The organism is Nostoc mirabile CHAB5784 (assembly GCF_020829645.1).
GTDB lineage: Bacteria > Cyanobacteriota > Cyanobacteriia > Cyanobacteriales > Nostocaceae > Nostoc > Nostoc mirabile.
The window spans coordinates 110,079-135,990 of sequence record NZ_JAIVFS010000003.1 but is presented as its reverse complement, the minus strand read 5'-3'; the positions used below and the strand labels follow the sequence as shown (position 1 = coordinate 135,990).

The 25,912-nt window shown below is 42.6% G+C and carries 21 protein-coding genes; 10 read left to right on the top strand and 11 right to left on the bottom strand.

Annotation, left to right across the window (positions count from 1 at the left end):
* The first annotated feature begins 70 nt into the window (after positions 1-70).
* Both LC653_RS03910 and LC653_RS03905 read left to right on the top strand, forming a co-directional pair.
* Positions 71-1,216, top strand: coding sequence for a hybrid sensor histidine kinase/response regulator (locus LC653_RS03910; protein WP_229492686.1), 1,146 nt, complete (start codon positions 71-73; stop codon positions 1,214-1,216).
* 195 nt (positions 1,217-1,411) lie between these two features.
* Positions 1,412-2,794, top strand: a complete 1,383-nt coding sequence (locus tag LC653_RS03905; RefSeq protein ID WP_229492685.1) for an aldehyde dehydrogenase — start codon at positions 1,412-1,414, stop codon at positions 2,792-2,794.
* Positions 2,795-2,885: 91 nt separating this feature from the next.
* On the opposite strand, the gene LC653_RS03900 is transcribed toward LC653_RS03905, so the two are convergent.
* The 3 genes from LC653_RS03900 to LC653_RS03890 all read right to left on the bottom strand — a co-directional run bounded on the left by LC653_RS03900 (position 2,886) and on the right by LC653_RS03890 (position 4,893).
* Positions 2,886-3,491: a sulfite oxidase-like oxidoreductase gene (locus tag LC653_RS03900; RefSeq protein ID WP_229492684.1), complete on the bottom strand. Its 606-nt coding sequence runs from the start codon at positions 3,489-3,491 to the stop codon at positions 2,886-2,888.
* Positions 3,492-3,868: 377 nt separating this feature from the next.
* A complete protein-coding gene (rpmF, locus tag LC653_RS03895; protein WP_094328804.1) occupies positions 3,869-4,042 on the bottom strand; it encodes a 50S ribosomal protein L32 in 174 nt (57 codons plus the stop codon).
* Positions 4,043-4,425: 383 nt separating this feature from the next.
* A complete protein-coding gene (locus LC653_RS03890) occupies positions 4,426-4,893 on the bottom strand; it encodes a hypothetical protein (RefSeq protein WP_229492683.1) in 468 nt (155 codons plus the stop codon).
* A gap of 200 nt (positions 4,894-5,093) precedes the next feature.
* Between LC653_RS03890 and LC653_RS03885 the strand changes: the two genes are divergently transcribed.
* Positions 5,094-6,986, top strand: coding sequence for a caspase family protein (locus LC653_RS03885; RefSeq protein WP_229492682.1), 1,893 nt, complete (start codon positions 5,094-5,096; stop codon positions 6,984-6,986).
* 84 nt (positions 6,987-7,070) lie between these two features.
* Here the strand turns inward: LC653_RS03885 and LC653_RS03880 are convergent, their stop codons facing one another.
* Complete coding sequence (locus LC653_RS03880; protein WP_229492681.1) at positions 7,071-7,448, bottom strand: Mo-dependent nitrogenase C-terminal domain-containing protein; 378 nt, start codon at positions 7,446-7,448, stop codon at positions 7,071-7,073.
* 507 nt (positions 7,449-7,955) lie between these two features.
* Between LC653_RS03880 and LC653_RS03875 the strand changes: the two genes are divergently transcribed.
* Entirely contained in the window at positions 7,956-9,152 is a 1,197-nt protein-coding gene (locus LC653_RS03875) for an anion transporter (protein WP_229492680.1), read from the top strand.
* Positions 9,153-9,170: 18 nt separating this feature from the next.
* Here LC653_RS03875 and LC653_RS03870 read toward each other — a convergent pair whose 3' ends face one another.
* From LC653_RS03870 to LC653_RS03855, 4 genes are all read right to left on the bottom strand, one after another.
* The gene (locus LC653_RS03870; protein ID WP_229492679.1) at positions 9,171-9,476 is read right to left on the bottom strand and encodes a Uma2 family endonuclease; all 306 of its coding nucleotides are present in this window, start codon (positions 9,474-9,476) and stop codon (positions 9,171-9,173) included.
* Between the two features lie 223 nt (positions 9,477-9,699).
* Positions 9,700-11,466, bottom strand: a complete 1,767-nt coding sequence (locus tag LC653_RS03865; RefSeq protein WP_229492678.1) for a ribonuclease J — start codon at positions 11,464-11,466, stop codon at positions 9,700-9,702.
* Positions 11,467-11,745: 279 nt separating this feature from the next.
* The gene (dapA, locus tag LC653_RS03860) at positions 11,746-12,630 is read right to left on the bottom strand and encodes a 4-hydroxy-tetrahydrodipicolinate synthase (protein WP_229492677.1); all 885 of its coding nucleotides are present in this window, start codon (positions 12,628-12,630) and stop codon (positions 11,746-11,748) included.
* 133 nt (positions 12,631-12,763) lie between these two features.
* On the bottom strand, positions 12,764-13,807 hold the full coding sequence (locus LC653_RS03855; RefSeq protein ID WP_229492676.1) for an aspartate-semialdehyde dehydrogenase: 1,044 nt from the start codon (positions 13,805-13,807) through the stop codon (positions 12,764-12,766).
* 884 nt (positions 13,808-14,691) lie between these two features.
* On the opposite strand from LC653_RS03855, the gene tig reads away from it, so the two are divergent.
* The 4 genes from tig to LC653_RS03835 all read left to right on the top strand — a co-directional run bounded on the left by tig (position 14,692) and on the right by LC653_RS03835 (position 19,866).
* Positions 14,692-16,125: a trigger factor gene (tig, locus tag LC653_RS03850; RefSeq protein WP_229492675.1), complete on the top strand. Its 1,434-nt coding sequence runs from the start codon at positions 14,692-14,694 to the stop codon at positions 16,123-16,125.
* A gap of 667 nt (positions 16,126-16,792) precedes the next feature.
* Positions 16,793-17,491, top strand: coding sequence for an ATP-dependent Clp endopeptidase proteolytic subunit ClpP (clpP, locus tag LC653_RS03845; protein ID WP_229492674.1), 699 nt, complete (start codon positions 16,793-16,795; stop codon positions 17,489-17,491).
* Positions 17,492-17,500: 9 nt separating this feature from the next.
* Positions 17,501-18,841, top strand: a complete 1,341-nt coding sequence (clpX, locus tag LC653_RS03840; RefSeq protein ID WP_229492673.1) for an ATP-dependent protease ATP-binding subunit ClpX — start codon at positions 17,501-17,503, stop codon at positions 18,839-18,841.
* Between the two features lie 104 nt (positions 18,842-18,945).
* The gene (locus LC653_RS03835; protein WP_229492672.1) at positions 18,946-19,866 is read left to right on the top strand and encodes an alpha/beta fold hydrolase; all 921 of its coding nucleotides are present in this window, start codon (positions 18,946-18,948) and stop codon (positions 19,864-19,866) included.
* Between the two features lie 276 nt (positions 19,867-20,142).
* Here LC653_RS03835 and LC653_RS03830 read toward each other — a convergent pair whose 3' ends face one another.
* The 3 genes from LC653_RS03830 to LC653_RS03820 all read right to left on the bottom strand — a co-directional run bounded on the left by LC653_RS03830 (position 20,143) and on the right by LC653_RS03820 (position 22,652).
* The gene (locus tag LC653_RS03830) at positions 20,143-20,502 is read right to left on the bottom strand and encodes a hypothetical protein (RefSeq protein ID WP_229492671.1); all 360 of its coding nucleotides are present in this window, start codon (positions 20,500-20,502) and stop codon (positions 20,143-20,145) included.
* 375 nt (positions 20,503-20,877) lie between these two features.
* Positions 20,878-21,465, bottom strand: coding sequence for a Uma2 family endonuclease (locus tag LC653_RS03825; protein ID WP_229492670.1), 588 nt, complete (start codon positions 21,463-21,465; stop codon positions 20,878-20,880).
* Positions 21,466-21,668: 203 nt separating this feature from the next.
* Positions 21,669-22,652 carry a GntR family transcriptional regulator gene (locus LC653_RS03820; RefSeq protein WP_229492669.1) on the bottom strand — a complete coding sequence of 328 codons (984 nt, stop codon included), beginning with the start codon at positions 22,650-22,652 and terminating at the stop codon, positions 21,669-21,671.
* Positions 22,653-22,939: 287 nt separating this feature from the next.
* Between LC653_RS03820 and LC653_RS03815 the strand changes: the two genes are divergently transcribed.
* Positions 22,940-23,680 (top strand): dienelactone hydrolase family protein, encoded by a 741-nt coding sequence (locus LC653_RS03815; protein WP_229492668.1) that lies wholly within the window; start codon positions 22,940-22,942, stop codon positions 23,678-23,680.
* A gap of 108 nt (positions 23,681-23,788) precedes the next feature.
* Positions 23,789-24,691, top strand: a complete 903-nt coding sequence (locus LC653_RS03810) for a S1 RNA-binding domain-containing protein (RefSeq protein ID WP_229492667.1) — start codon at positions 23,789-23,791, stop codon at positions 24,689-24,691.
* Positions 24,692-25,912: the final 1,221 nt, after the last annotated feature.

Here is a 25,912-nt window from a genome sequence, read left to right as displayed (position 1 = left end):
ACTATCTAAAAAACTATACCAATAAACCAGTTTCCCTAAAAATTTACTTTTACCCATACCTTGCATCTATATGACTTCACAATCTTCTCGCTCTGACAAAATTCTGGTTGTTGATGACTCTCCTGATAACGTGTTTTTGATCAAAACTATTTTGGAGGAAGAAGGTTACACCATTAGCACCGCAGAAAATGGAATTTCGGCCTTGGCAGAATTGAAAGCATCTCCTTGTGACTTGGTTCTACTGGATCTGATGATGCCAGATATGGATGGGTACGAAGTCACCAAGCACATTCGTGGAGAGATGAAGTTGCCGCAATACATCCCCATATTGCTGATTACTGCACACGATGCACCCAATGTCGCCCACGGATTAGACTTGGGTGCTGATGATTTTATCCGCAAACCTGTAACAGTAGATGAATTGCTGGCACGAGTGCGATCGCTCCTGCGCTTAAAGCATAGTATGGATGAACGTGATGAAATTGCCCGTCAGCGAGAAGATTTTGTCTCCCGCCTCACCCACGATTTACGCACTCCCTTGGTAGCCGCCGATCGCATGTTGATGCTATTTCAGCAAGGAGCGTTGGGAACATTATCACCGCAAATGCAGGAAGTAATCGCCATCATGGCGCGTAGCAATATCAACCTGCTTTCTATGGTCAATACCTTATTAGAAGTTTATCGCTTTGAAGCAGGTCGCAAAAGTTTGGCGTTTCAACCAGTTAATCTGGGCCAATTGCTAGAGGAGGTGACTGGAGAATTAGCACCTCTAGCTCAAGACAAAGCACTGTCCCTAAATTTGGACTTTACTGAGGAGTCAAGTACAAACACAGTGATGGGCGATCGCTTAGAATTACATCGTCTATTCACCAATCTTATAGGGAATGCAATCAAATTTACCGACTCTGGGTCTGTGACTATTCGTTTAACTTCTCAACGTCAGTTTAATAAAAATAGTCAATCTCAGTTCTCAGGAAAATCTAATTCCGTTGAATATATTAGTATTGAGATAGCAGATACTGGCCCAGGTATTCCTCCTGAAGAACAAGCCACCATATTTGAACGATTTCGCCAAGGCAGCCACAAAACTTCTGGTAGTGGCTTAGGACTGTACCTTGCTCGCCGAATTGTCGAGGCACATCAAGGCATTATTCTGCTTAATTCAGACTTGGGCAAAGGTAGTGTATTTATTGTCCTTCTACCCACCACAACATGAGAAAATTAACAATTATAAATTATTAATTATCGAATTTTTTACCCTGATAATTCCTAATTTATAACTTTACTACTCTCTACCAATAATTTAAAGTAAAGGTTTCAACTAGAAAGTCAACTACTAAAAATTGACGAATCAAATATGCTTACATAACATAGTTAACATTAAATAAATAGTTTTTTAAGAGACAAAACAATGATTACCACTGAATTATCTAACGTTGGCGATATTATCCAGAATCAGCGTGAGTTTTTTCAAACTGGCAAAACTAAAGATGTCACTTTTCGCATTGAACAACTCAAAACTCTCAAGCAAGCAATCATTGAGCATGACCAGGCAATAATTCAGGCATTACAAGCGGATTTACATAAACCAGAAGTGGAGACTTACATTACAGAAATCAGTGTAATTAAGGAAATTGATTACGCCATAAAACATCTTAAAACCTGGACTAAGCCCAAAAAAGCAGCCGTTTCCTTTGATTTTTTTTCCTACTCAGCTAAAATTTATCCAGAACCGCTAGGGGTTGTCTTAATTATCGGGCCTTGGAACTATCCATTTAACTTAATTATCTCACCGTTAATAGGTGCGATCGCAGCCGGGAATTGTGCAATTATCAAACCTTCAGAAATTGCTTCTCATACGTCTGATGTCATTGCTAAGATTATTGCCAAACATTTTGACCCTGCTTATATCGCAGTGGTTGAAGGAGGTGTTGAAGCAAGTCAAAAACTACTTGCAGAAAAGTTTGATCATATCTTTTTTACTGGTGGCACAGCCGTCGGCAAAATTATTATGGCAGCAGCAGCAAAATATCTCACACCAGTTACTTTAGAATTGGGTGGTAAAAGTCCTTGTATCGTAGATAGTGACATTAATCTTGAACACACTATCAGACGAATTACTTGGGGCAAATTTATTAATGCTGGACAAACATGTATCGCCCCTGACTACCTTTTAGTTAATAAAACAATCAAAAAAGATTTAATAAATGGGCTGGGAAAATGCGTAAAAGAATTTTATGGCGATAATCCAGCAAACAGTCCTGATTATGCCAGAATTATCAGTGAAAAACACTTTGATAGGTTGGTTAACTTTCTCAAAGATGGTGAAGTTCTCATTGGTGGAGAAACTCAACCTTCAGAGCGTTATATCGCCCCCACAGTGGTTGATAATGTCTCCTTAGAAGATTCTGTAATGCAGGAAGAAATTTTTGGCCCGATACTACCCATCATTGAATATACTGACATTGCAGAAGCGATCGCTTTGATTAACTCTAGACCCAAACCTTTGGCGTTATACTTATTTTCTCAAAACAAAAACCTACAAAATCAAGTTTTGCAGGAAACTTCCTCTGGCGGAGTTTGTATCAATGACACAGTGATGCAGGTTGGTGTTTCGTCTTTGCCATTTGGTGGCGTGGGAGATAGCGGTATTGGCAACTATCACGGCAAAGCTAGTTTTGATACATTTTCCCATAACAAAAGTGTATTGCAAAACTCATTCTGGCTCGATTTAAAATGGCGATACGCTCCATATCAGGGCAAATTGCCTCTAATAAAGAAGCTTCTGGGTTAAAAGTTATGAGTTATGAGTTATTAGTTATGAATTTTTAACTCTTAACTCCTGTACAGACGCGATTAATCGCGTCTCTCCTAACTTCTAACTCTTAAAACCCAAAAGCGTTGCTGTAACGCTCCTCAGCCCAAGGTTCACCACGGCGGTGGTAGCCATTACGCTCCCAAAAACCAAGTTCTTCAGCAGCTAAAAATTCCAAACCATTAATCCACTTAGCACTTTTCCAAGCGTAGAGATGGGGAACAACTAGCCGCATCGGGCCACCGTGTTCAGATGGAAGGGCTTCACCAAAGACTTTAAAAGCAAAGAAGTTTTCTTCGCGCATAAAATCTTCTATAGAAATATTGGTAGTGTAGCCGCCGTAGCAGTGTTCCATAATGTGGGCTACTTTAGGGTCTAGTTCAATCAGACCCATGAAATCCGTAACTTTTATGCCAGTCCATTTGACATCCAGTTTAGACCAGCGCGTTACACAGTGGAAATCTGCTGTGAATTCGTGTTGAGGTAGCGCCATAAAGTCTGACCAACTAAAGGTAGCAGGTTTTGCCAAACCCCAAACTCGAAATTCCCATTCTTCAATGCTGACTTGGGGAGTTGCACCGTAAGTTAATACGGGGAAACCTTTAGCTAAGTGTTGACCAGGAGGAACGCGTTCTCCCTCTTCCTTCCCTGGTTTCTGAAAAAATTTTCCTAGCATAGTTGGAGAAAAATAAGTTTTCTCAAGATATTCACAAACTTTTTTGCTGAGTTGCCAACAGCACCAGATGTTTTACCAAAACAGAATACATGCGTCAGTCGCCAGAATTCAGTTGGGTATTTTGATAGCGCAGCGTCTCGAAGAGAGCGTCTTGATTTTGACCGGAACAACGGAAACGTCTCCGGCTCCGCTTCTGACTTCTTCTTCAATCTTTATATGATTACTTGATCGTTACTCATGAATGATCGGTAATGGGTAATGGATATTCCCAATTACTCACTACCAATTTTTTTGATCTAATGAGCTTGTGAGTTTCAGTCGGGGTTTAAACCCCCGTCTGAAAATGTCTTTCATTTTGAATTTTGAATTTTGAATTGTTAAGATTCTTCTTCCTCTTCTTCAGCAGCTGGATATACAAATGTAGAACGTCCAGTCAAAATTGATTTGCCCAGAGAAAGGGCTTTTTGAGCTTCGACGACGGCTTTATGCCTCCAGGTAGCTCGACGTTTATCTCGTTTTGATTTTGAAGTTTTCTTCTTAGGAACAGCCATGTCAGCAGATATCGCGATTCTTGACAACCTTCTTATTCTAGGCCATCCACTGACGCGAAGGACAACGTAAGGGCAATACCCTGCCTTAAGCCCTCCGGGTTCGGGGGTGACGCTCCTGCGTCGCTAACGCGTAGCGATCACAAGACGCTCGTTGCGCTAAAGCGTCTCCCCTTGGGAGAAGACTCGCTCATAGCGTTGCCATGCCGTTGGCGCAGCCTAAGAAGAGAAGGCTTTACGCTGCGCTAACGACGGGAACCGCCAGACGCTCGCGGACTCGCTAACGCTACGCTATCGCTTTTAGCGTCTCCCCTTGGGAGAAGACTGCGACCCCCTCACCGCAAAGCGTCTACATGAATTGCCCCTACTGAAAATAAGGGTTTCGGCTATTTTTTGGGTAAGTCCTGGCTATTTTCAAAGAAAAGTAGCGATCGCGAAGTTTTGAAGTAAGTCGCCCAATTTTGAGCATCGGGACGCGATCGCCATTGGGGACGACTGACTTCTAATGTCATAACTGGTGCGATCGCTCCATAATTTTGTACGGACACAATGATTGAAACATCTGTCACCAAGATATCTTGGTCGAAACTCCGTTGAGCAGATGCTCTAGCGGCTGCTTCGGCTCTCCTGAGAACGGTTTCATAGTTTTCATCTGGCAGGCGGTCAATAGCTAGATCAACTCTAGCGGTGTAAGCTCGCACAACCTGAGGTGCGATCGCTTCCGTCAAAAACCACGCAGGAACAGTAGATATGAGCAAAACTAATAAAGGAACTATCCGGATTCTTCCGGCAATTTGGCTAATAAATGAAAAGGGAGTGATCGATGATGGTAGGTGAGCAGAAATCTTGCTCATGACCTTCTATCTCCTTAGTGATGATCTGTTATTGAAATTAGGTAAAAGGTATTTTCCGACTTATAAACGTAATAAAAATTACATTTTAACTTAAGATTCGATCAGAATCACCTAGACTATAAGACATCGGTTAGCTTTGTTTTTTTGGCAAAGCCAACCGCAATTTTAAGACCAGCAAACAATAACTGACAAATAGCGGGATGGCAAATTACTGGGCGATCGCGATTGGCATCAATCAATATCAGTTATTTCAACCTTTAAGTTGTGCCCAAGCGGATGCTGAGGCACTAGAGGATTTTTTGGTGACAGATGCAGGTTTTCTCCCCAAACACTGCCTGTTAATGACGGATACCTCCCCACCGATTGGGGATAGATCAACTTATCCGACTAAAGAAAATATTTTGCTGCTGCTTGAGGATTTGGCAGCGACAAGTTGGCAACCAGAAGATTATCTGTGGTTATTTTTTAGCGGTTATGGGGTCAACTACAAGGACAAAGATTACTTAATGCCAGCAGAAGGCAACCCCGAAATGGTGCAAGAGACTGGCATAGAATTGCGATCGCTAATGCAAAGTCTGCAACTTGCCGATCTAAATGTATTGTTACTACTCGATATCAACCGCGCTTTTGGTACTCAAGCGGATGCTCCGGTTGGCGAAGAAACAATAGAATTAGCCCAAGAACTACAACTCGCGACAATTCTTTCTTGTCAACCAGAGCAATTTTCCCATGAAAGTAGCGAACTAGGTCACGGATTCTTTACAGCAGCTTTGTTAGAAGCTTTGCGTTCTGGTAATGGCAGCAACTTGGCAGATTTAGAAAGCTACCTAAGCCTGATCATGCCAAAATTATGTCACCACCACTGGCGTCCTGTCCAAAACCCTGCCACTATCATCCCATCAAGGCAGCAGGTAATCTTGCCAAAATTGGCAATGGAAAGCGACTTGCAAGCAGAACCGGTGATTTATCCCGAAGAATCCTTTGCTGTTGCTCTTGCGGCTCCTCCCCTCGACGATTACCCTAAAACTTCAGCAGAACGGCGCAGATGGGGAGAAGCTACTGTGAACTCCTCCCAGGCTAACAAGGTCGAAAAATCTAAAGATCAACAAGTCCAGGAGTCAGCTACAGGCCTAGTTTCCCAGCCAATGGCGGAAACTTCTTTAGGAGTGAATCCGAAGGGAAGATTTATCCCCAATTCCTCTAAAGGTTACGTCTCTCGATTGCCATCGAATCAGCCAAGTATCCCTTTTTGGAAACAGTTTATTTTATGGGGCGGAGGCAGCTTGCTGGTAGCAGGTTTAATCGCCGTAGTTTTTCTCCGTAATCAAGAGACTTTTAAAATTAAGCAAATATCAAGCACATCACCCAATGCTACTGCTAGCGATCGCCAGGTTATCGAGAATTTACCAAGCGATGTCTACGACGGGCTACGCCTACGCACTCCACCAGTTAGACTTAAAAATCAATCTAGTGCCCAAATAACTTCTAGTTTCGAGTCAAAAAATCGCAATCAAGCAGTACTAGACCTGGCGAAAATGTCGCTCAGACAAACTCAGGCTAGCGATTTGAGCATGGCGATCGCAACAGCCCGGAAAATTCAACCCGGTGAACCACTCTACGATCAAGCTCAGGAGAATATTAAGATTTGGAGTCAGATGATTTTAGATTTAGCAGAGGGACGTGCTAAACAAAGACAGTATGCTAGCGCTATTGCTGCTGCTCGATTAATCAGCAAAGATGAAGCTCCTTATGCGAAAGCACAAGCAGCAATTAACCTGTGGCGGTTAGAGGGCAAGCAGTATGTAAGTAACAAAACTCTTTTAGATGCAGCTAATGCCTTAATTAAGTCTGGACAGGCATCTACCTACAATCGTGCGATCGAAGTTGCTAAGAAAGTACCACCGGGTCAACCTGGCTTCGATACTGCCCAAAAATCGATCAATAAATGGAGTGAGAAAATTTTAGACCTGGCCAAGCGTCGCGCCACCGAAGGAGAACTTAATACCGCAATTGCTACGGCTGCTTTAGTGCCAGAGGAGACAGGCGCTTACGAAGATGCTCAGGATGCCATCCAAAAATGGCAAAAAAAATAGTTAGGAGTGGGGAGTAGGGAGTGGGGAGTAGGGAGTTTGGAGTTTTAATTCCTCACTCCTCACTCATAACTTGTCCCTCACTACTCAGCAGTACTGCGATACATCTTCGCCACATTCGTCGGCTAGATAGCACATTGCTCGGAAACGTAAACCAACCACTTCTTCATATAAGGGGTTGAGCTTGCACATGGGCGGAATGTGAAACAAGGTTTTCCCAAATAATTTGACATCTCGCTCAAAGGGACACTGAGATGGAATCAGCTTGCACAAACGGTGAGCTAGTTGGCGATCGCGGACTTGAATGTTTTCTACACGCTGCCGTAGGGGGTGGAGAATATTCCAGTAAGGCTTAGAAACAGAAGGGTTTAGCTGGGTTAATGTATGGTCACTAGTTTCTGCTTGATTGATTGATACCCAGCTTGCCAGAAAAATCTTTTTAGTGGTATTGTCGAATACCTTCATGGTTAATCCTCTGTGTTATTGAGGCTAGTCATCTTTTTGATGAATATATACAACGTGGCAACGAACTTTCCCGGAAAAATCGCGTTCTGACTGCGATATAATGTAATACCTGATTAGCCACTTAAGTCAGAACCTAATTTATTACTACGTCAAGTTAATCGCAATTTTCTGGGGATCGGTAGTGTAATATTACGATCTTGTTCATAACTTGATGTAGTTTAGATTTTAATAAAGACATCCGTCATTGGATAGGTTTTAGTGTAACATTTACAGAACTTAATATAAGGTCTTTCTCAAAGAATTTTTGCTAAGTATAAACATCAGTAATACCCTAGAAGGCATTTTTCCTCTCCGTGTTCCCACTTTCTCACGTAAGTGTGTCCAGTTCATTACTGGCTGAAGATTGTAGATGTTGCTGCGGCTGAAAGCCAGGTGGGTTGGCTTTATCAGTAGATGCAGAGCGGCTAGTCATGAAACATCAGTTGTCGCAAAGTCTCACTAAAGAAAGTGGTTTTTCTCCAATTAGCAATCTACAGCGTCTTAGGGCTAACTTATCTGGGGTTAGCATTGGGATACATTCCTGGTTTACGCATGAACCGTGCCACCATCGCTTTGGTCGGTTCTGCCTTTTTAATTGCTTTAGGTGTTCTGAATTTACAGGAAGCATGGCAGGCCATTGATGTCAATACCATCGTATTTCTCTTGAGCATGATGGTAGTTAATGCCAATCTATCCTATGCAGGGTTTTTTAGGCGATCGCTATCAGTGATATTGATTATCACTCGCAGCCCTCTAGGTTTGTTGATTGCTTTAACTTTTGGTAGTGGTATTCTCTCCGCCTTTTTTCTCAATGACACTATAGCGTTGATTTTCACACCCTTAACTTTAAGCCTGACTCAAGCTTTGGGCTTAAATCCGATTCCTTATTTACTAGCGATCGCAGGTGCAACTAATATAGGCTCGGTAGCAACTTTGAGCGGTAATCCCCAAAATATCTTGATTGGCTCCTTTTCAGGCATCTCCTATCTAGATTTTTTGCGTGTATTGGCCCCAGTTGCCCTAGTAGGCTTGGTAATTCAGGTAATATTACTGTGGCTATTTTACCCAGATGTGCGCTCAGTTAAACCTTGCCAACAGGTAACAGTTGGCAACCAACGGATTTTTAAACCTTTATTTAATAAAACATTAATCATCACAATCGGTCTGCTGATTGCATTTACTATCGGCTTACCCTTAGCGGAGTCTGCTTTAGTTGCTGCTAGCTTGTTGCTAATCACTCGGCGGATTAAAGCCCAACGCATTTTGCAAAAGGTCGATTGGAACCTGTTGGTAATGTTTTCTGGATTGTTTATCCTGACGCGAGTCACACAAAAGTTGAATTTGCTCCAGCCATTTACCCATGCAATCAACTCTGCTGCGAGTTTTTTGGGTGTAACTGTTGTTTTATCTAACTTAATTTCTAATGTGCCTGCTGTACTTCTGCTGCATCCCCTGGTTCCTCCAGGTGACACTAAGTATTGGCTATTGTTGGCAGCCGGATCAACTTTGGCTGGTAATTTAACTTTGTTTGGTTCCGTCGCCAACTTGATAGTTGTAGAAGCTGCTACTGATTTAGGTTACAAGCTAACTTTTTGGGAACATCTAAGGTTTGGAGCGCCACTAACAGTGTGTACTTTAGTTTTAGTATACCTCTGGGTTCATTGAGGATATGTAGCAACAACCCTAAGCTGAAAACACCTGCTGGGCTGTCAGGGTTAGTTCTGCGAATGTTTGAGAAATAATCTGCTGGTTTCCAGTAAACACAGTTTGCTTATAACTACCATTGTCTAGCAAACACACTGTCACCTTATTTTTTAAGGGGTCAACAATCCAATACTCGACCACACCCATAGCTGCATACTCAGAGGTTTTTTGATTATAGTCCCGGTCAATAGTTTCAGGGCTTACCACTTCAACTAAAAGGGGTGGAGCAGTTTTAAGGATAGCCGAAGTACTCTCAATACTTTTTGCCTGTTCGTTGGTAATCACACAAATATCATGCCATCATCAAAATTGATGTATTCCTCAAGAGTACTAATTTTTATTGGTGTTTTAGTCATAGTGATCGCCTCCAAGAACTAACTATAGGCAAGTACTATTTACTGTGATTTCTATACCCATAATAAAAGACTATATCTCACGCCAAAGCGCAAAGACGTTAGAAAAACTCTGCGTCTGTGCGTTTTTACGTGAGATTTTTATCTTAAATTCTCTATGATGCTACCTGAGCAGCAGTCCGAGTCCGCCGTCTTCTACCATCAGCAACTTTCACGGGTGGCTCATCAGGGATTTGCATCAACAAAGTCACAGATGGCTGACATTGCAATTCCCGACGGATGGAACGTTGCAATTCTCGTTCTAAAGTACCTTGCAATCCACCCCAGTCTATATCTGCTGCTTCCCCAGGAGCAAATTCTGACCAGCGCACAGTTAGAATTTCTTCAATCCGTTGTTTGACCCAGGTTTGTAGCAGCGATCGCTCTACACTTGTAACTACACCCCGTAGGTGAACTTCTGGTTTTGCCAACAGTTTACCATTCCAATCAATGGCAGCTGCGATCGTAATAATGCCTTCTGAAGCCATACGTTGCCGTTCTTGCAGCACTTTGGCACTTACCATACCCGAACTAGTAGTATCCACCAATTCGATACCAGATGGCACTTTACCAGCGACGCGAATAGCATCTTCAGTCAGTTCGACAATATCACCATTCTGAATAATGATCATGTTTTCTGCGGGAATGCCCATACTCTGAGCCGTTTCTGCGTGCTTCACTAACATCCGATGTTCGCCGTGAAATGGCACAAAGAACTTGGGTCGAGTTAAGGCAATCATCAGCTTTTGTTCTTCCTGACAGCCGTGACCAGAGACGTGAATCCCTTTATCCCGCCCATAGACCACTTTCGCACCTTGAATCATCAATTTATCAATGGTGTTGACTACTGCGATCGTATTTCCAGGAATTGGGTTAGCAGAGAATACTACCGTATCTCCTTGGCGGATTTTAATGTGAGGATGTTCTTTGTTGGCAATGCGGGTCATTGCTGCCATCGTTTCACCCTGAGAACCTGTAGTTAAAATTAGTACTTTCTCATCCGGTAGATTGCGGACTGCGTGCAATGGTTGCAGCAGATTATCTTCACACTTGATGTAACCTAAATTACGGGCATGAGCAATCAAGTTCAGCATCGAACGCCCCACAATCGTCACTACACGGTTTTGCTTCTTGGCGATATCCAAAATCATGTTGATGCGATGGACGCTAGAAGCAAAGGTAGTGACAAATAATCGCCCAGTGGCTTGACTAAATACTCTCTCCAGATTGGGATAAACTGAACGTTCGGAAGGTGTAAATCCTGGCACTTCTGCGTTAGTGGAATCACTTAGCAGGCAAAGAACGCCTTTTTCACCATGTTCTGCTAACCGTTGCAAGTCAAACTTTTCACCATCCACTGGGGTATGGTCAATTTTAAAATCCCCTGTGTGAATGACTACACCAAGGGGAGTATGAATGGCAACAGTGAAACTATCAGCAATGGAGTGGGTGTTGCGGATATATTCAACTAAAAAGTTTTTGCCAATCCGTACCACATCGCGTGGTAGAACTGTTCTAATTTCTGTGCGATCGCGCACTCCTGCTTCTTCTAATTTACCCTCTAGCATTGCCATTGCTAGTCTGGGCCCATAAATCACCGGGATATCAAATTGCTTGAGATGAAAAGCAATCCCGCCAATATGGTCTTCATGACCGTGAGTAACGATCATCCCTTTAATTTTGTGACGATTTTCCCGCAGATAGGTCGTATCTGGCAGAACAATATTTACTCCATGCATCGCCTCTGTGGGAAAAGCCAATCCTGCATCTAACAGGATAATTTCATCATCATACTCAAAAAGACAGGTATTTTTCCCAATTTCGTGCAAACCGCCCAAAGGAATAATTTTCAAGGCGGAATTATTAGCTTCGTTTTTAGCCATTTTCTCCTTAGATTGTTACTTGTGGTTAATTTAGTTGATAGTTAACGAACTTATATTTAAGACAACATCATTTGTCTCTTAATTCAGTCCCAAAGCAATCAAGTTTTAATTGAAGATTTCAATTTTTTATTCAATAAAATCGACTGTACACTGAAGAATTTATAGTATGTCTATCAGTCCTAACACAGATTTTTAAATTGCAACTTATGAACAATTATGAACATTGTTTATATGTATCTTTAGAAAGCAGCAGATTAACAGCCCTTAACCAGATGGTGGCTAAATTAAACTAAGTTCTTTCAGAACCGCTTCTAACTTTTGACTTACTTCTAAATCAGCTTCACATAGCGGTGGACGAGTTGAACCAACCTCCCAACCTTGAAGTTTCAGTGCTTTTTTCACTGGAATGGGATTTGAAGTGATAAATAAAGCTTTAAACAACGGGAAGAGTTGGAGATGAATGTCGCTAGCTACCTTAATTTTCCCCGCACTAAAAGCTTGAATCATCTGCTGTAGTTGGTTTCCTACCAGATGAGAAGCCACACTTACCACACCCTTTGCCCCGATCGCTAACAAGGGCAAAGTCATGTAATCATCACCAGAATAGATGTGGAATTCTTTTGGTGTCAAGCGACGAATTTCGCTTGCCTGATCTATACTACCAGTGGATTCTTTAATCCCGACAATATTGCTAACCTCAGCTAACCGGGCAACTGTTTCTGGCTGAAGGTTTTGTCCGGTACGACCGGGGACATTATATAGCAACAATGGAAGGTCAGGACAGGCTTGTGCTATCGCCTGAAAGTGAGCTTCCAATCCCGCTTGTGGCGGTTTGTTGTAATAAGGGACAACTTGTAAGGAACCATGTACTCCTATTTTAGACGCTTTTTGGGTGGCTGCGATCGCTTCTTTGGTGGAATTTGAACCACAACCTGCGATCACCTTGGCTTTTCCTGCCACGGAGTGCAATACCTCGACAAACAGCTGGTATTCCTCATCCCAACTTAGGGTAGGGGATTCTCCAGTTGTGCCGCACACCACCAATGTATCTGTTCCGTTGTTAGCTAGATGTGCTGCCAGTTCTGCCGCTACATCATAATCTACACTACCGTCTGCTTTAAACGGCGTAATCATAGCGGTTAAAACATTGCCAAAATCTCCCACCCTTTTTTCACTCCTGATTACCCATGTTTTTATATCTTGGTGGTTTTCTATTGTAATAACCTATGTGCAAATTTCTTTCAACAGTAATTTGCACATTTGGTCTTTTTCATTAGTTGTTTATTTTTACTAATGACTAGCTTGAAACGTAAGCTTTAGCAGGTTTGAGTAGATTTTTTTCTACCAGCAACTCGGCGATTTGTACTGCATTCAATGCTGCGCCTTTGCGAATTTGGTCACCACACAACCATAATTCCAAGCCACAGGCATGAGAAATATCTTGACGAATTCTTCCTACTAAAACTTCGTCTTTACCAGTTGCTTCAATTGGCATCGGAAAATAGTTAGTTTTCCAATCTTCTACCAACTTCACTCCAGGGGAGGAATTTAAAATTTCTCTGGCTTCCTCTGCACTAAAGGGAGTCTCAAATTCTAAATTAATGGCTTCTGAATGGGCGCGGAGTACGGGAACCCGTATACAGGTCGCAGTGATTCTGATTTGCTGCGTACCAAATATTTTTCGGGTTTCGTTGACCATCTTCATTTCTTCCTCACAATAACCCAAATCGTTTAATGGTGAGTTATGCGGGAATAAATTAAATGCCAGTGGGTAAGGCAATACCTCAGCAACTGGCGGCTGTCCTTGTAGTATAGCGCTTGTTTGCCTTTTGACTTCTGCCATTGCTCTAGCACCAGCACCACTAGCAGATTGGTAGGTTGCGGCTACGATGCGTTGCACTGGTTTAATTTTATGCAATGGCCAGACTGCCACTGCCATTAAAATTGTTGTGCAGTTGGGGTTAGCAATAATGCCTTGGTGATTAGCTGCGGCTTGTGGATTCACCTCTGGCACTACTAAGGGAACTTCCGGGTTCATCCGAAAGGCACTGGAGTTATCAATTACCACTCCACCCTTTTCGACGGCTATTGCTGCCCAAGCTTTGGATGTGGAACCACCTGCACTAGCTAGTACTATATCCACATTTTCAAAGGCGCGATCGCTCACTGCCTCTATAGGTATATTTTCCCCTTTAAACCGCAGCGATCGCCCTACACTCCGCTCTGATGCCAATAACTTTAAGTCAGCAATTGGAAAATTACGGATTTCTAATAATTCCAGCAACTCTGTACCAACGGCACCAGTCGCCCCCAGAATAGCTATACGATAGGATTTAGACAAATTCACTTCCTCCTTTAAGAGGTTTTTTTGCAATTTGGAACAGTTGAAGATTTACTTATATTTAAATAGCGATCGCACTTTCTAAATGCATTTTAAATAAATTTATATTTTTCTATAATTTAGTCTCTAATCTGTGGATTTATAAATATTTAATACATTTATTTTCTTGGTTATTTAATAATTTAAGTTATGTTGCACTTGACAACAATGGCTATTCCATTTTTCCATCGATTTCAACTATATATTATTATACAACAAATAGCCATTTAACAGAAAACTGGAGATATCTGCACGTTAGGCGTTTCATAGGCATCTTACTTGCTAATGCGACGAACGTCTTAGTTTCAAAGTTGCTTACTAAAATGATGAATATACTATGATCGAAGTGGATAAAACCAGCACAGCATAAAACTGAGCTATACGGTTCGGTAATAGATGCGCTGTTCTACCACAACTTAATAATAGCTAGACTCAATACTATAACTTTAACTTGGGAGTACTAACCAGTCGCTGAGAACCAGGATATCACGGCGTTAGCCCACTGAATAATTAATTCCTAAGTTGAGAGGGAGTAGGGAGTGAAGAAGGGAATAGGTTACAGGGTACAGGTTGCAGGGTACAGATTATTCCCTATCACCTGTCACCTGTCACCTCTGGCCTAATCCCAATGCCCCCATTAACTAAATTGTTATGAGGGTAAAATGTCAAGTCCTTGGTGATTGGCAGTAAACTGGATCTTTGCTCCAGGACAAACATCCATCCTTGGATGTCATAAAGCCTTTTGGCATCCCATTCCCTTAAGACACATCAAGCCATAAACGCAAACAATTATTGCATCTTGTGTGTACTTGGAGTATAAAATACCAGAAAACTAGAGACGAAGCATGAAAGTTACCCAGGAAAAACTTCCCGCCAGCCAAATTGGCCTGGAAATAGAGATTACGCCGGAAATTACCAAGCAAACTTACGAACAGGTCATTAAAAACTTAGCGAGTACTGCCAATATTCCTGGGTTTCGTAAAGGCAAGGTGCCTCGGCCGATATTGCTACAACGGCTGGGTACAACTCGTATCAAGGCAGCAGCGCTGGAAGAACTAATTCAAGACGGCATTGAGCAAGCGGTTAAACAAGAAGCTATCCCGGCAATAGGTCAGCCGCAATTGCGCTCCTCCTTTGAGGATTTAATTAAGAATTATGAACCTGGAAAACCCCTGACGATTTCGGCTGCTGTCGATGTAGAACCAGAAGTGAATCTAGTTCAGTACACTGATTTACAAGCTAAAGCTGAAGAAGTCAAGTACGATCCAGAACGAGTGGACGCTACCCTTGACAAGGAACGTCAAGAATTAGCGACATTGATTCCTGTGGAAGGACGTGCAGCCCAAATCGGCGATATTGCCGTAGTCGATTTTAAAGGTGTATTCTCCAAAGCCGAGGGCGAAGACGAAACAGCAGAACCAGAACCGATTCCCGGAGCCGAAGCAACTGATTTTCAAGTTGAGTTGCAGGAAGATAAGTTTATTCCAGGCTTTATTTCGGGAATAGTGGGGATGAATCCGGAACAAACCAGAGAAATTGCGGCACAGTTCCCAGACCCGTATGCTAATGAAGATTTAGCTGGAAAAGCGGCAACTTTCACAGTGACGCTCAAAGAACTCAAGGAAAAGGAACTACCAGAAGTAAATGACGATTTCGCCCAAGAAATCAGCGATTTTGAAACCTTAGAGGAGTTACGCGCTTCTTTGGTCGAGCAATATCAAAAAGAGGCGGACGACAAAACAAAAACAAATAAACAGGAAGCGTTGTTAACAGAACTGCTCAAGCACGTAGAAGTTGACTTACCAGCAACCATGATTGAGCAAGAAGTGGATGCAATGCTAACGCAAACAGCAATGCGTCTGTCTCAGCAGGGATTAGATGTGAGGAAGTTGTTTACTCAAGATATTATTCCTCAATTGCGGGAGCGATCGCGCACTGAGGCAATTGAACGCATCAAACGCTCTTTGTCATTGCGTGAAGTCGGTAAACGCGAATCTATCCAGGTAACACCAGAAGAAATTGCAACCAGAGTCACAGAACTTTTGGAACAGTACCCAGAGGAGCAAGACGTTGATGAAGATAAACTGCGCTCAATCGTGGAAAACGAACTATTAACCGAAAAAACCATCGATTGGCTCTTAGAACACTCCTCAGTTGAACTTGTACCCGAAGGCTCGTTGAATCCCATAGAGGAAATAGAAGCCACAGAATCAGATGCTGATGCACCCCAGACAGAGGAAGAAACCATCGAAGCTTCAACAGAAGTCACAGAAGGATAAGTGAACTACCCCGCCGTAAGACGGACGGGGCTTCCCAATTCATCGGGAATAGCCTCTCTTGTCTCCGTAGTTCTATTGGTCTGACATTCCCTCCAAGGGCAGAAGTCCTGGTTCCCAAAACTCAAATCTTCCTCTTGCAACATATACCTATTAGCTTGGTTCTCGCTTGTGGCATTGATGGTCAAGATACTAACTATAATACCCGAAAAATTGGTGATTCCTTATACATCCAAGATATATTTTGCACAGCAAAATATACATCACCTGCTCACAATCCCTACCTTATGAGTACATTGAAGGTGAGGACTTCCGCGAACCGTTAAAAATCCCACAGCCATGAATTCACCAGTTCTGAGTTAAAGTACTGGTGAAATGGCTAAGCTAAGAGGGAGCAGGGAGCACGAGGAGAAATGACCAATGCCCAATGCCCAATGCCCCATAACTCTTAACTCCTGAAAACTCAGAGATAAAGGCAGAATAATTCAAGAATTAAGGAATTTTCAGCAAATTGTGACACATGTTATTGCCTGAGCTTGATACTGTGTTACACGAGAGGAAATTATATGAGGCATAATGGTTAACACGTACCGATAAAAATCCCATTCGTCGAAAAGGCAGCATCTGCTGCTGAAACATTTGTCCTAAATTATCGTCAAAGAAAGCTTGTATGCTTGTATCGCAGTCGGGAAATAACCCCATCAGCAACCAAAGTCGAATAAACATTAACTCCCAGTTGAACAGCCCTAGCAACATCGTGCCGATGGTGGTGGAACAGTCTGGCATGGGAGAAAGGGCTTTCGACATCTACTCCCGCCTGCTGCGAGAGCGGATTATCTTTTTGGGAACGCCAATAGACGATACCGTAGCCAACTCAATTGTGGCTCAGTTGTTATTCCTAGACGCTGAAGACTCAGAAAAAGACATCCAACTGTATGTTAATTCTCCCGGTGGCTCGGTCTACGCAGGGATGGCAATCTATGATACAATACAACAAATTCGCCCTGATGTTGTTACCATCTGTTTTGGATTAGCCGCGAGCATGGGGGCATTTTTGTTGACAGCAGGGGCAGCCGGTAAGCGAATGTCTCTGCCCGACTCCCGGATTATGATTCACCAACCACTTGGTGGCGCTCAAGGTCAAGCCATTGACATTGAAATTCAAGCCAGAGAAATTCTTTACATTAAGGCTAAGTTGAATCAGTTAATGGCTCATCATACTGGTCAACCCATAGAAAGAATTGAAGCAGATACTGAGCGCGACTTTTTCATGTCGGCAGAAGAAGCCAAGAACTACGGTTTGATTGATCAGGTCATTTCCAGGCAAAATCTTCCCACAGCAGGGGAAAACGTCACCATTCTGAAATAAGAGGCTGGTATGTCTAAGTACGACTCCCATTTAAAATGTTCATTTTGCGGCAAGTCTCAAGAGCAGGTGCGTAAATTAATCGCGGGGCCGGGAGTCTACATCTGCGATGAATGCGTTGACTTGTGTAATGAAATACTAGACGAGGAGTTACTCGATACCAATGGTGCGGCAGCACAACCGGCACCAAGAGCAGAACCACCTCAAAAACGGCGGACTCAATCTTCTAGTATTTCGTTTAATCAAATACCCAAGCCAAGAGAGATTAAAAAGTATCTAGACGAACACGTTATTGGTCAAGACGAAGCCAAAAAAGTGCTGTCAGTAGCCGTTTACAATCACTATAAGCGGTTGGCGGTGATTCAGTCTAAAGCCACTGGCAAAGGTGGGGCGGATGATGCTGTAGAATTGCAAAAGTCCAACATTTTGTTAATTGGCCCGACTGGTTGCGGCAAAACTCTCTTAGCGCAAACCCTAGCGAAAATCCTGGATGTACCCTTTGCCGTCGCTGATGCTACGACGCTGACAGAAGCGGGGTATGTAGGAGAAGATGTGGAAAATATCTTGCTGCGACTGTTGCAGGTGGCAGATTTAGATATAGAGGAAGCGCAACGAGGAATTATTTACATTGATGAAATTGACAAAATCGCTCGCAAGAGTGAGAACCCGTCAATTACCCGCGATGTTTCTGGCGAAGGTGTGCAGCAAGCCTTGCTGAAAATGTTAGAGGGAACGATCGCCAATGTACCACCCCAAGGAGGGCGCAAGCATCCCTATCAAGACTGTATTCAGATTGATACAAGTAATATTTTGTTCGTCTGTGGTGGTGCTTTCGTAGGCTTAGAAAAGGTTGTAGATCAGAGAGTTGGCAAAAAAGCAATAGGCTTTGTGCAACCGGGAGAAGGCCAATCGAAGGAAAAACGGGCAGCAGATACTCTCCGCCATCTAGCACCAGATGATCTAGTAAAATTTGGCATGATTCCCGAATTTATTGGGCGCGTGCCAATGGTAGCAGTAGTAGATCCGCTAGATGAAGAAGCGCTGATGGCGATTCTCACCCAACCACGCAGCGCCTTAGTCAAGCAGTACCAAAAACTGCTGAAGATGGATAATGTCCAGTTAGATTTTAAACCAGATGCTTTACGAGCGATCGCTCAAGAAGCCTACCGCCGTAAAACTGGTGCTAGAGCGCTACGGGGCATTGTCGAAGAATTGATGTTAGATGTAATGTACGAGTTACCATCCCGTAAGGATGTGACACGCTGTACAGTAACACGGGAGATGGTCGAGAAGCGATCAACTGCTGAACTGATAATACATCCATCTTCACTACCGAAGCCGGAATCAGCCTGATAGTCATTGGTCATTGGTCATTAGTCATTGGGCAAAAACTAAGGAATAATAACTATGTACCAAGGATAAATGACTAATGACAACTGACAAAGGATTAATGACTAATGCCTTATATTAATATTCGTGGCGTTGAGCATTACTACGAATCGGTGAAAAAACCATCTGGTTCTTTGGTAAAACCAGTGATGGTTTTCATTCACGGTTGGGCTGGTTCGGCTAGATATTGGCAAAATACCGCTAATGCTTTATCAGAGCAATTTGATTGTTTACTCTACGATTTGCGGGGATTTGGCCGTTCTGGTGGTAAGCCAACCATAGCCGAAGCAAGTGAAGCTGTTGCCGAATCTAAATCCGTTCAGGAAGAATTAGAGGCAATCAGAGAGTTAACCTATGAATTAGAGGAATACGCTGATGATTTGGCAGCTTTGTTAGATGGGTTGCATCTTCAGCGTGTTTATATCAATGCTCACTCGATGGGCGCGTCTGTTGCTACTTTATTTTTTAATCGCTATCCCCAACGAGTGGAACGAGGAATTTTAACCTGTAGCGGTGTTTTTGAGTACGACGAAAAATCCTTTAGTGCTTTTCATAAATTTGGTGGTTATGTAGTTAAATTCCGTCCCAAGTGGTTAAGCAAAATTCCATTTGTTGACTGGATGTTTATGGCCAGATTTCTGCATACTTCCATACCAAATTCTGAGCGTCAAGCTTTTTTGCAAGATTTTCTCGAAGCAGATTACGATGCGGCTTTGGGTACAATTTTTACTTCAGTCAGCAAGGCTCAATCTGAAGTGATGCCGCAAGAGTTTGTCAAGCTGACAGTGCCGACTCTACTCGTGGCGGGAGAGTACGACAAAATTATTCCAGCCGAGATGGGGCGTCAAGCAGCTGCACTGAGTGACAAAGTGGAATTTGTGATGATTCCTAACACAGCGCATTTCCCGATGTTGGAAGATGCGCCAACTTACTTGCAACGGGTACAAGAGTTTTTGCAAATTTCCATAATAGAACCGCAAGAGAGTTAACTTATTTTTCGGGCATTGCTGATTGAAAGTATGAATTAGCCTTACGCAAAGGCGAGGCAGTCAGTTGGGCGGGTTTCCCAACTTGAAGCAACTGCCGTCGCAAAAAATTGTTCTTTAATCATATCGAAAAATGCCATTACAGGTTAGGACTTAGGCAAACAATAGCCGAAACCCTTATTTCCACGTAGGGGCAATTCATGAATTGCCCCTACAGCGTGTACTTTTGCGTAAGTTCTACAGGTTTGAAAAGTCGAGGTGCAATGCTAATTACAATATTTATCTCCAAGGACAATTCTCTCCAGATAAACAAATGGCACTTTTACCCAAGCTTGTTTGAGGAGTGTCGGTGAGACAAAAGAATTCTAATGCATCTCCACCTGCATTTATACCAAAGTCATCTACAGATCCATCAGGTACAGTTGCTAATCGTCGAACATAGTAAAATGTATTACCAACTAACCTGTAGCCGATAACACCCTGAGTAAGTCCATCTGTAACACAATCGGGTGTTTGTATTTTAGGTGCCGAGAATTGAGCTAGAGCAACGAATTGCTTTGAAAAAAAGCCAAAGAAGAGCGTTAGAACTATTACAAAACTAGTAATCCATAAACCAGTTGTTCTTTTAATCTTGAGCATGGTTAAAACCTCTGATGTTTATACGGTATTAGAGGATGTTTTAAAAGTATTTTTGGTAACATCTAAGCTTCGCAAACCTAACTCCCTAGTACCGCAAGACGGAAGTCAAAAGTTACCCATGCTTTAATTTGGGCTTTCTGGCTGTAATGAAATGGTAGGTTTATTTTTGCCGATCTGTACTAATTCCCTTCCCTACAAGGGAATGGAGGTTTTAAAGGCTCACTTCACAATATAGTTTTAGTTGCTATTTAATCAATGAACTTTTAAAAAAGTTAATTATGTATCGTGCTGCAATACATGGTGCGATTCGTTCTGGATAAACCCATTATTGAGACACTCGTTACCTGCTTTTGCGTCACGGTTAGTTACAAAATGTTATTTTCGGATAGCCTGCACAAATTCGGCAATAGCGTCATACTGGTCAGGATGTGCGATATATTGCAGCAACAAAGCTGGGTCTAAATTTGGGAAGAAACCACTACGGTTTACTTCTTCATACTCGACAGTCGCATTTAAACGGAATATCTTTATCTGGTCAGATTTCCAGAACCAAACTTCAGGCACTTTCTTGGGTTTGTATAACTCTTTTCGGTTAATGGTGCCACTAGTAACAATAACTTCAATAACAATATCTGGCGTTTCTTTATTGCTGCCAATGCAGTAAGATTCATCTGGTGTGCCAGAAGCATACCCAGGTTTTTCTAGAGTAAAACCACCACGGCCGTAGAACCGGATTCCCAACTCTCTCATGTAAGCTTCTAGCAAGTATCCAAGAGTTGTTTTGACGTACTCATGTTTTTCACCAATAGGCGACATAATTTCTAATATTCCTGACAAATAGGAGAGTCGGACATTGCGGTTGTCCTTTAACTGTGCCTCAATACCTTTAAATTCCTCCCAAGAAACATCAGCGACGGTTACTAGTTTCTCTTGTATGGGATAGTCTAGAAGTGAGATACTCATATTGCCTCTTAACAGTTCCTTTATTGGATGATTTAGTAAGTAGCTGAATCAATATAGCTGAGTGCCAGTAAACAGCAGACATACATCTACTTGAGTGCTTCTACCAAACCAATAGAGGGTTGCATTTCTACAATCATAATCCTGAGTTATTTGTTAGGTGTGTCCGCCTATGCAATTCTTCCCCTCTCTTAATTATCCTTGGATTAACCTAAACCTAGTTCCCGTTTTAGCAAGTTAATTGAGTTAGTACCTATATAATTTTCAACTTTAATCAGCTTCGGTGGACGAATAATATCTTCATCAGATGCTTGCACGGCTGCTTGGACTGCCATAAAACTGGCTTGATCGCTTATGATTACCTCAGCCCGTTTAACCATAGCTTGAAGTTTATAAGCATCTTTTGGTTGTGCAGTCATCACTAGTAGTTCATCTCCTCGCAAACCGTGGAGGATGACTTCTGCTGCTCGTGCAATCCCAGAACTGAGGCTAACTATGCCTACACAGTTTTCTTTTGGTAGGGTTTTCAATAAACTGAGTTCTTTGCTGTAGTCGTAGATATCCAGAGGAATTACCCGTGCAGCTTTAGGAGCTGCGATCGCTTCCACATTACTGATAAAATACCGACTTGTGACTACTGTCGCAGAGGTAGTTTTATCTAACACAGCTGTTAATTCTTCCATTGCTACCAACTGGACTGGTATTTTTAGCGATCGCTCTAATTCATACACCATCAACTCACCAGCACCCATGTCATAAGATGGAACTGCAACCAGTACCCGCGCACTACAACGCAAGCGCCAGTCAATTTCTGCTAAAAATAGCTCTCTGGCTTGATTGAGTGAACATCCTTGGGTGAGCAAATCATCGAGTGCTTTCTGGACAACTTGATATGCATCGGGATTTTGTTTGAGTATTGGTGATTGCAGCCTGCTACCGCCCTCATGACCTTGGGGACGAACATAAATTCCTGAACCAGCCATACTTTCAACAAATCCGTCTTCTTCTAGTTGACGGTAAACTTTGCTAATGGTATTACGGTGTAACCCAGTTTGCATTGCTAATGCCCTTGTGCTTGGCAATTTGTAAGCAGGGGGATATTGCCGAGAAGCGATCGCAAACCGGATTTGATTAAACAGCTGGGTTGATGCGGGAATTTCGCTGTCTGGCTGAATACGGAATTGAATCATCAGCAAACCTCTTGAATACTGAGTGGGGAGTGGGGAGTGGGGAGTGGGGAGTAGGGAGTATTTAAGTGTTGCTTTTCTACTCAGCACTTTTAACTCAACACTCTTTTACTGACCAGCTGCATTTGCTACATGTCAAATATTTTATTTAGATATAAAGTTTTTCTGGTACAAATTTCTAATGCGCTCCTATTGGTAATTGATCATTTAAATGGAAATAACCTGGGCATACTGGCATAGTTATATCAAATAAACACACGGCTAATCATACAGCACTGGTAAAAATTATTATGACAGAGCAAGCAATAATTACCACAACGGTTAATCTTTTGCAAGATAATATTCAAGTATCTGCAAATCTTGCAGAGCCAAAAGAATCTGGATCTTATCCAGGAGTTGTAGTATTACAAGAGATTTTTGGCGTCAATGTTCACATTCGGGATGTTACAGAACGGATTGCCAAACTTGGATATGTAGCGATAGCACCTGCACTTTTTCAACGGATTGCTCCTGGTTTTGAAACCGGATACACACCCGAAGATATTGAAACGGGCAGAGGCTACGCCATGCAAACTCAAGCATCAGAGTTATTGAGCGATATTCAACTAGCAATTGACTATCTCAAAAATCTGCCTCAAGTCAAAAAAGATGGCTTTGGTTGTATTGGCTTCTGCTTTGGCGGCCATGTCGCATATCTTGCAGCCACTTTACCAGATATTAAAGCTACGGCTTCCTTCTACGGTGCTGGAATTACCACCCGCACACCAGGAGGTGTAGCTCCCACTGTTACCCGCACCAGAAAAATTCCAGGCACTCTCTATGCCTTCTTTGGCACAGCAGATGCTAGCATCCCACCCGAACAAGTAGATGAAATTGAAGCAGAGTTAGAAAAATATAAAATTCCTCATCGTGTGTTTCGCTACGATGGAGCTGATCACGGATTTTTCTGTGACCGTCGTGCCAGTTATAATCCTAAAGCTGCTGCTGATGCTTGGGAGCAAGTCAAACAACTCTTTAGTCAACTGAATTAGTCATTAGTCATTAGTCATTAGTCATTAGTGAATAATAAACGACAAGTGACTAATGACAATCTAAACTCCGGTTGCACCATATCAAATAACAATTAATCTCCAAAAGTCATGAATTCCGAATCGAAACTTTCTCAAACAGCTAATTCGCCGTTTACAATGGACGATTTTGCTAAAGCACTAGAAAAACACGACTACCAGTTTCAAAAAGGACAGGTTGTACATGGCAAAGTGTTCCAACTTGACCATGATGGAGCTTATGTCGATATTGGTGGTAAGTCGTCAGCTTTTCTGCCGCGCGATGAGGCTTCTTTGAGAGCAGTTACCGATTTATCGGAGGTGCTGCCATTGCAAGAGGAAATGCAGTTTTTGATTATCCGAGATCAGGATGCAGAAGGTCAAGTCACTCTTTCTCGAAAGCAGTTGGAAATTCAGCAAATCTGGGAACGACTGGCCCAAATGCAGGAAAATGCTCAGACTGTGCAAGTACGGGTTATGGGTGTAAATAAAGGTGGTGTCACCGTCGATATTCTCTCTTTGCGGGGATTTATTCCGCGATCGCACCTGGCCGAGCGTGATAATTTAGAAGCACTCAAAGGTCAAAATCTGACTGTGGGCTTTTTGGAAATTAATAAAAACACCAACAAACTCATTCTTTCCCAGCGATTAGCAACTCGTTCTAGCAACTTCAGCTTATTAGAACTAGGTCAACTGGTGGAAGGTAAAGTTACTGGCATCAAACCTTTTGGTGTGTTTGTCGATTTAAATGGTATGGGGGCTTTGCTTCATATCAAGCAGGTAAGCCAAAAATTCATCGACTCATTAGAAAAGGTATTTCAAGTTGGTCAGCCAGTTAAAGCTGTAATTATTGACTTGGATGAGGGTAAAGGGCGGGTTGCTCTTTCTACCAGAGTTTTGGAAAACTTCCCTGGCGAAGTGCTGGAGAATATGGAAGAGGTGATGGCTTCAGCTGAGGCGCGGGCTAATAGAGCTAATAACAAAGCTTCTGAATAGTTTTGAGGTGGGCTGTTTGCACAAAGCGTTTAAATCCCCATCTGAAACAATTTTGAATTTTGTTAGCGCAGCGTAAAGCCTTCTCTTCTTAGGCTGCGCCAACGGCATGGCAACGCTATGAGCGAGTCTGCGAGCGTCATTTTGAATTGTTAATACTCCCCCTGCATCTACAAAGATGTGGGGGGATTTTAAATTGGGAAAACTTTTCCCAGATTCCTTTCTAGCCTCTGATATCAAGTTCGGGTAATTAGTTGTGATTCCCATAGTCATTGCACCCCACCCCTTAATCCCCTCCCCTTACCAAGGGGAGGGGAGACAAAGCGTAGCTTTGGCGGGGTGGGGTGATTCGGGTTTAATAAGCAATCAAGCGGACATGATATGATATCAAGTTCGGCAAATCACTTACGATATGTTATTGCGTTCGCCCCTGGCGTTCCCGTTGGCGCAGCCTCTCCAAGAGTTGGGTATGCAACGAAGTGGAATGTTCGCCTTTGGCGTTCCCGCAGGGTAGCAATCGCAAAGATTTGGGATTGCCACGCTCCGCTCGCAATGACATAAGTATTAAGTCGCACATGATATGGCTGGAAATGCGGGTAAAACAAGAATTTCAGTCAGCTTTAGATGACTTTCGCTATGAGCCGCAGAATTTATTCTGAGGCGGACGTGTATGCAATGCCAACATTCTGCAATCATGCAAATACCTGAGTTCAGAATCTTACATTTGAATCCATTACCCGCCATAGGTTAGAAACCTACGGCTAATAGCGAAAGTCCTCTCAAGAGGACTAAACAAGAATTTATCTCACTTTATGACTCGCTCACCCCGAAATTTTCAACCTGGATTTTGCTATCACATCACCACTCGCAATACGGTTCGGTTAAGGCAAGAGACGGCGATTTATCGCGTCTTTGCGAACTTTGGATGAATGCGCTGCTAGATACCGAGGCTTTTGCAAGAAATATCGATTCTTCTTCAACGATTCTAACCCAGGCCAATACTGCGTAAGTTTTGCCTAAAAAATAACTCTAATGTAGGTTGGGTTGAGGAACGAAACCCAACATTTTCACGGCTTTGTTGGGTTTCACTCCGTTCAACCCAACCTACAAATCTTCTTAACGTAATTACTTAAGTTACGTCGAATTTAATAAGCAAAATGGCATTTGACTTTCTCAAAATGAGCTTTTACTTTCTCAAACCCCAGTTTGCTTTCTCATTTCAGT

What these genes read in the sequence shown, in the direction of transcription:
- clpX (WP_229492673.1), top strand. Translation starts at nt 17,501, where the DNA reads ATGTCTAAGTACGACTCCCATTTAAAATGTTCATTTTGCGGCAAGTCT.
- LC653_RS03865 (WP_229492678.1), bottom strand. Translation starts at nt 11,466, where the DNA reads ATGGCTAAAAACGAAGCTAATAATTCCGCCTTGAAAATTATTCCTTTG.
- LC653_RS03880 (WP_229492681.1), bottom strand. Translation starts at nt 7,448, where the DNA reads ATGAAGGTATTCGACAATACCACTAAAAAGATTTTTCTGGCAAGCTGG.
- LC653_RS03820 (WP_229492669.1), bottom strand. Translation starts at nt 22,652, where the DNA reads ATGATTCAATTCCGTATTCAGCCAGACAGCGAAATTCCCGCATCAACC.
- rpmF (WP_094328804.1), bottom strand. Translation starts at nt 4,042, where the DNA reads ATGGCTGTTCCTAAGAAGAAAACTTCAAAATCAAAACGAGATAAACGT.
- LC653_RS03815 (WP_229492668.1), top strand. Translation starts at nt 22,940, where the DNA reads ATGACAGAGCAAGCAATAATTACCACAACGGTTAATCTTTTGCAAGAT.
- clpP (WP_229492674.1), top strand. Translation starts at nt 16,793, where the DNA reads ATGCTTGTATCGCAGTCGGGAAATAACCCCATCAGCAACCAAAGTCGA.
- LC653_RS03890 (WP_229492683.1), bottom strand. Translation starts at nt 4,893, where the DNA reads ATGAGCAAGATTTCTGCTCACCTACCATCATCGATCACTCCCTTTTCA.
- LC653_RS03825 (WP_229492670.1), bottom strand. Translation starts at nt 21,465, where the DNA reads ATGAGTATCTCACTTCTAGACTATCCCATACAAGAGAAACTAGTAACC.
- LC653_RS03910 (WP_229492686.1), top strand. Translation starts at nt 71, where the DNA reads ATGACTTCACAATCTTCTCGCTCTGACAAAATTCTGGTTGTTGATGAC.
- LC653_RS03835 (WP_229492672.1), top strand. Translation starts at nt 18,946, where the DNA reads ATGCCTTATATTAATATTCGTGGCGTTGAGCATTACTACGAATCGGTG.
- LC653_RS03810 (WP_229492667.1), top strand. Translation starts at nt 23,789, where the DNA reads ATGAATTCCGAATCGAAACTTTCTCAAACAGCTAATTCGCCGTTTACA.
- LC653_RS03905 (WP_229492685.1), top strand. Translation starts at nt 1,412, where the DNA reads ATGATTACCACTGAATTATCTAACGTTGGCGATATTATCCAGAATCAG.
- LC653_RS03885 (WP_229492682.1), top strand. Translation starts at nt 5,094, where the DNA reads ATGGCAAATTACTGGGCGATCGCGATTGGCATCAATCAATATCAGTTA.
- tig (WP_229492675.1), top strand. Translation starts at nt 14,692, where the DNA reads ATGAAAGTTACCCAGGAAAAACTTCCCGCCAGCCAAATTGGCCTGGAA.
- LC653_RS03900 (WP_229492684.1), bottom strand. Translation starts at nt 3,491, where the DNA reads ATGCTAGGAAAATTTTTTCAGAAACCAGGGAAGGAAGAGGGAGAACGC.
- LC653_RS03830 (WP_229492671.1), bottom strand. Translation starts at nt 20,502, where the DNA reads ATGCTCAAGATTAAAAGAACAACTGGTTTATGGATTACTAGTTTTGTA.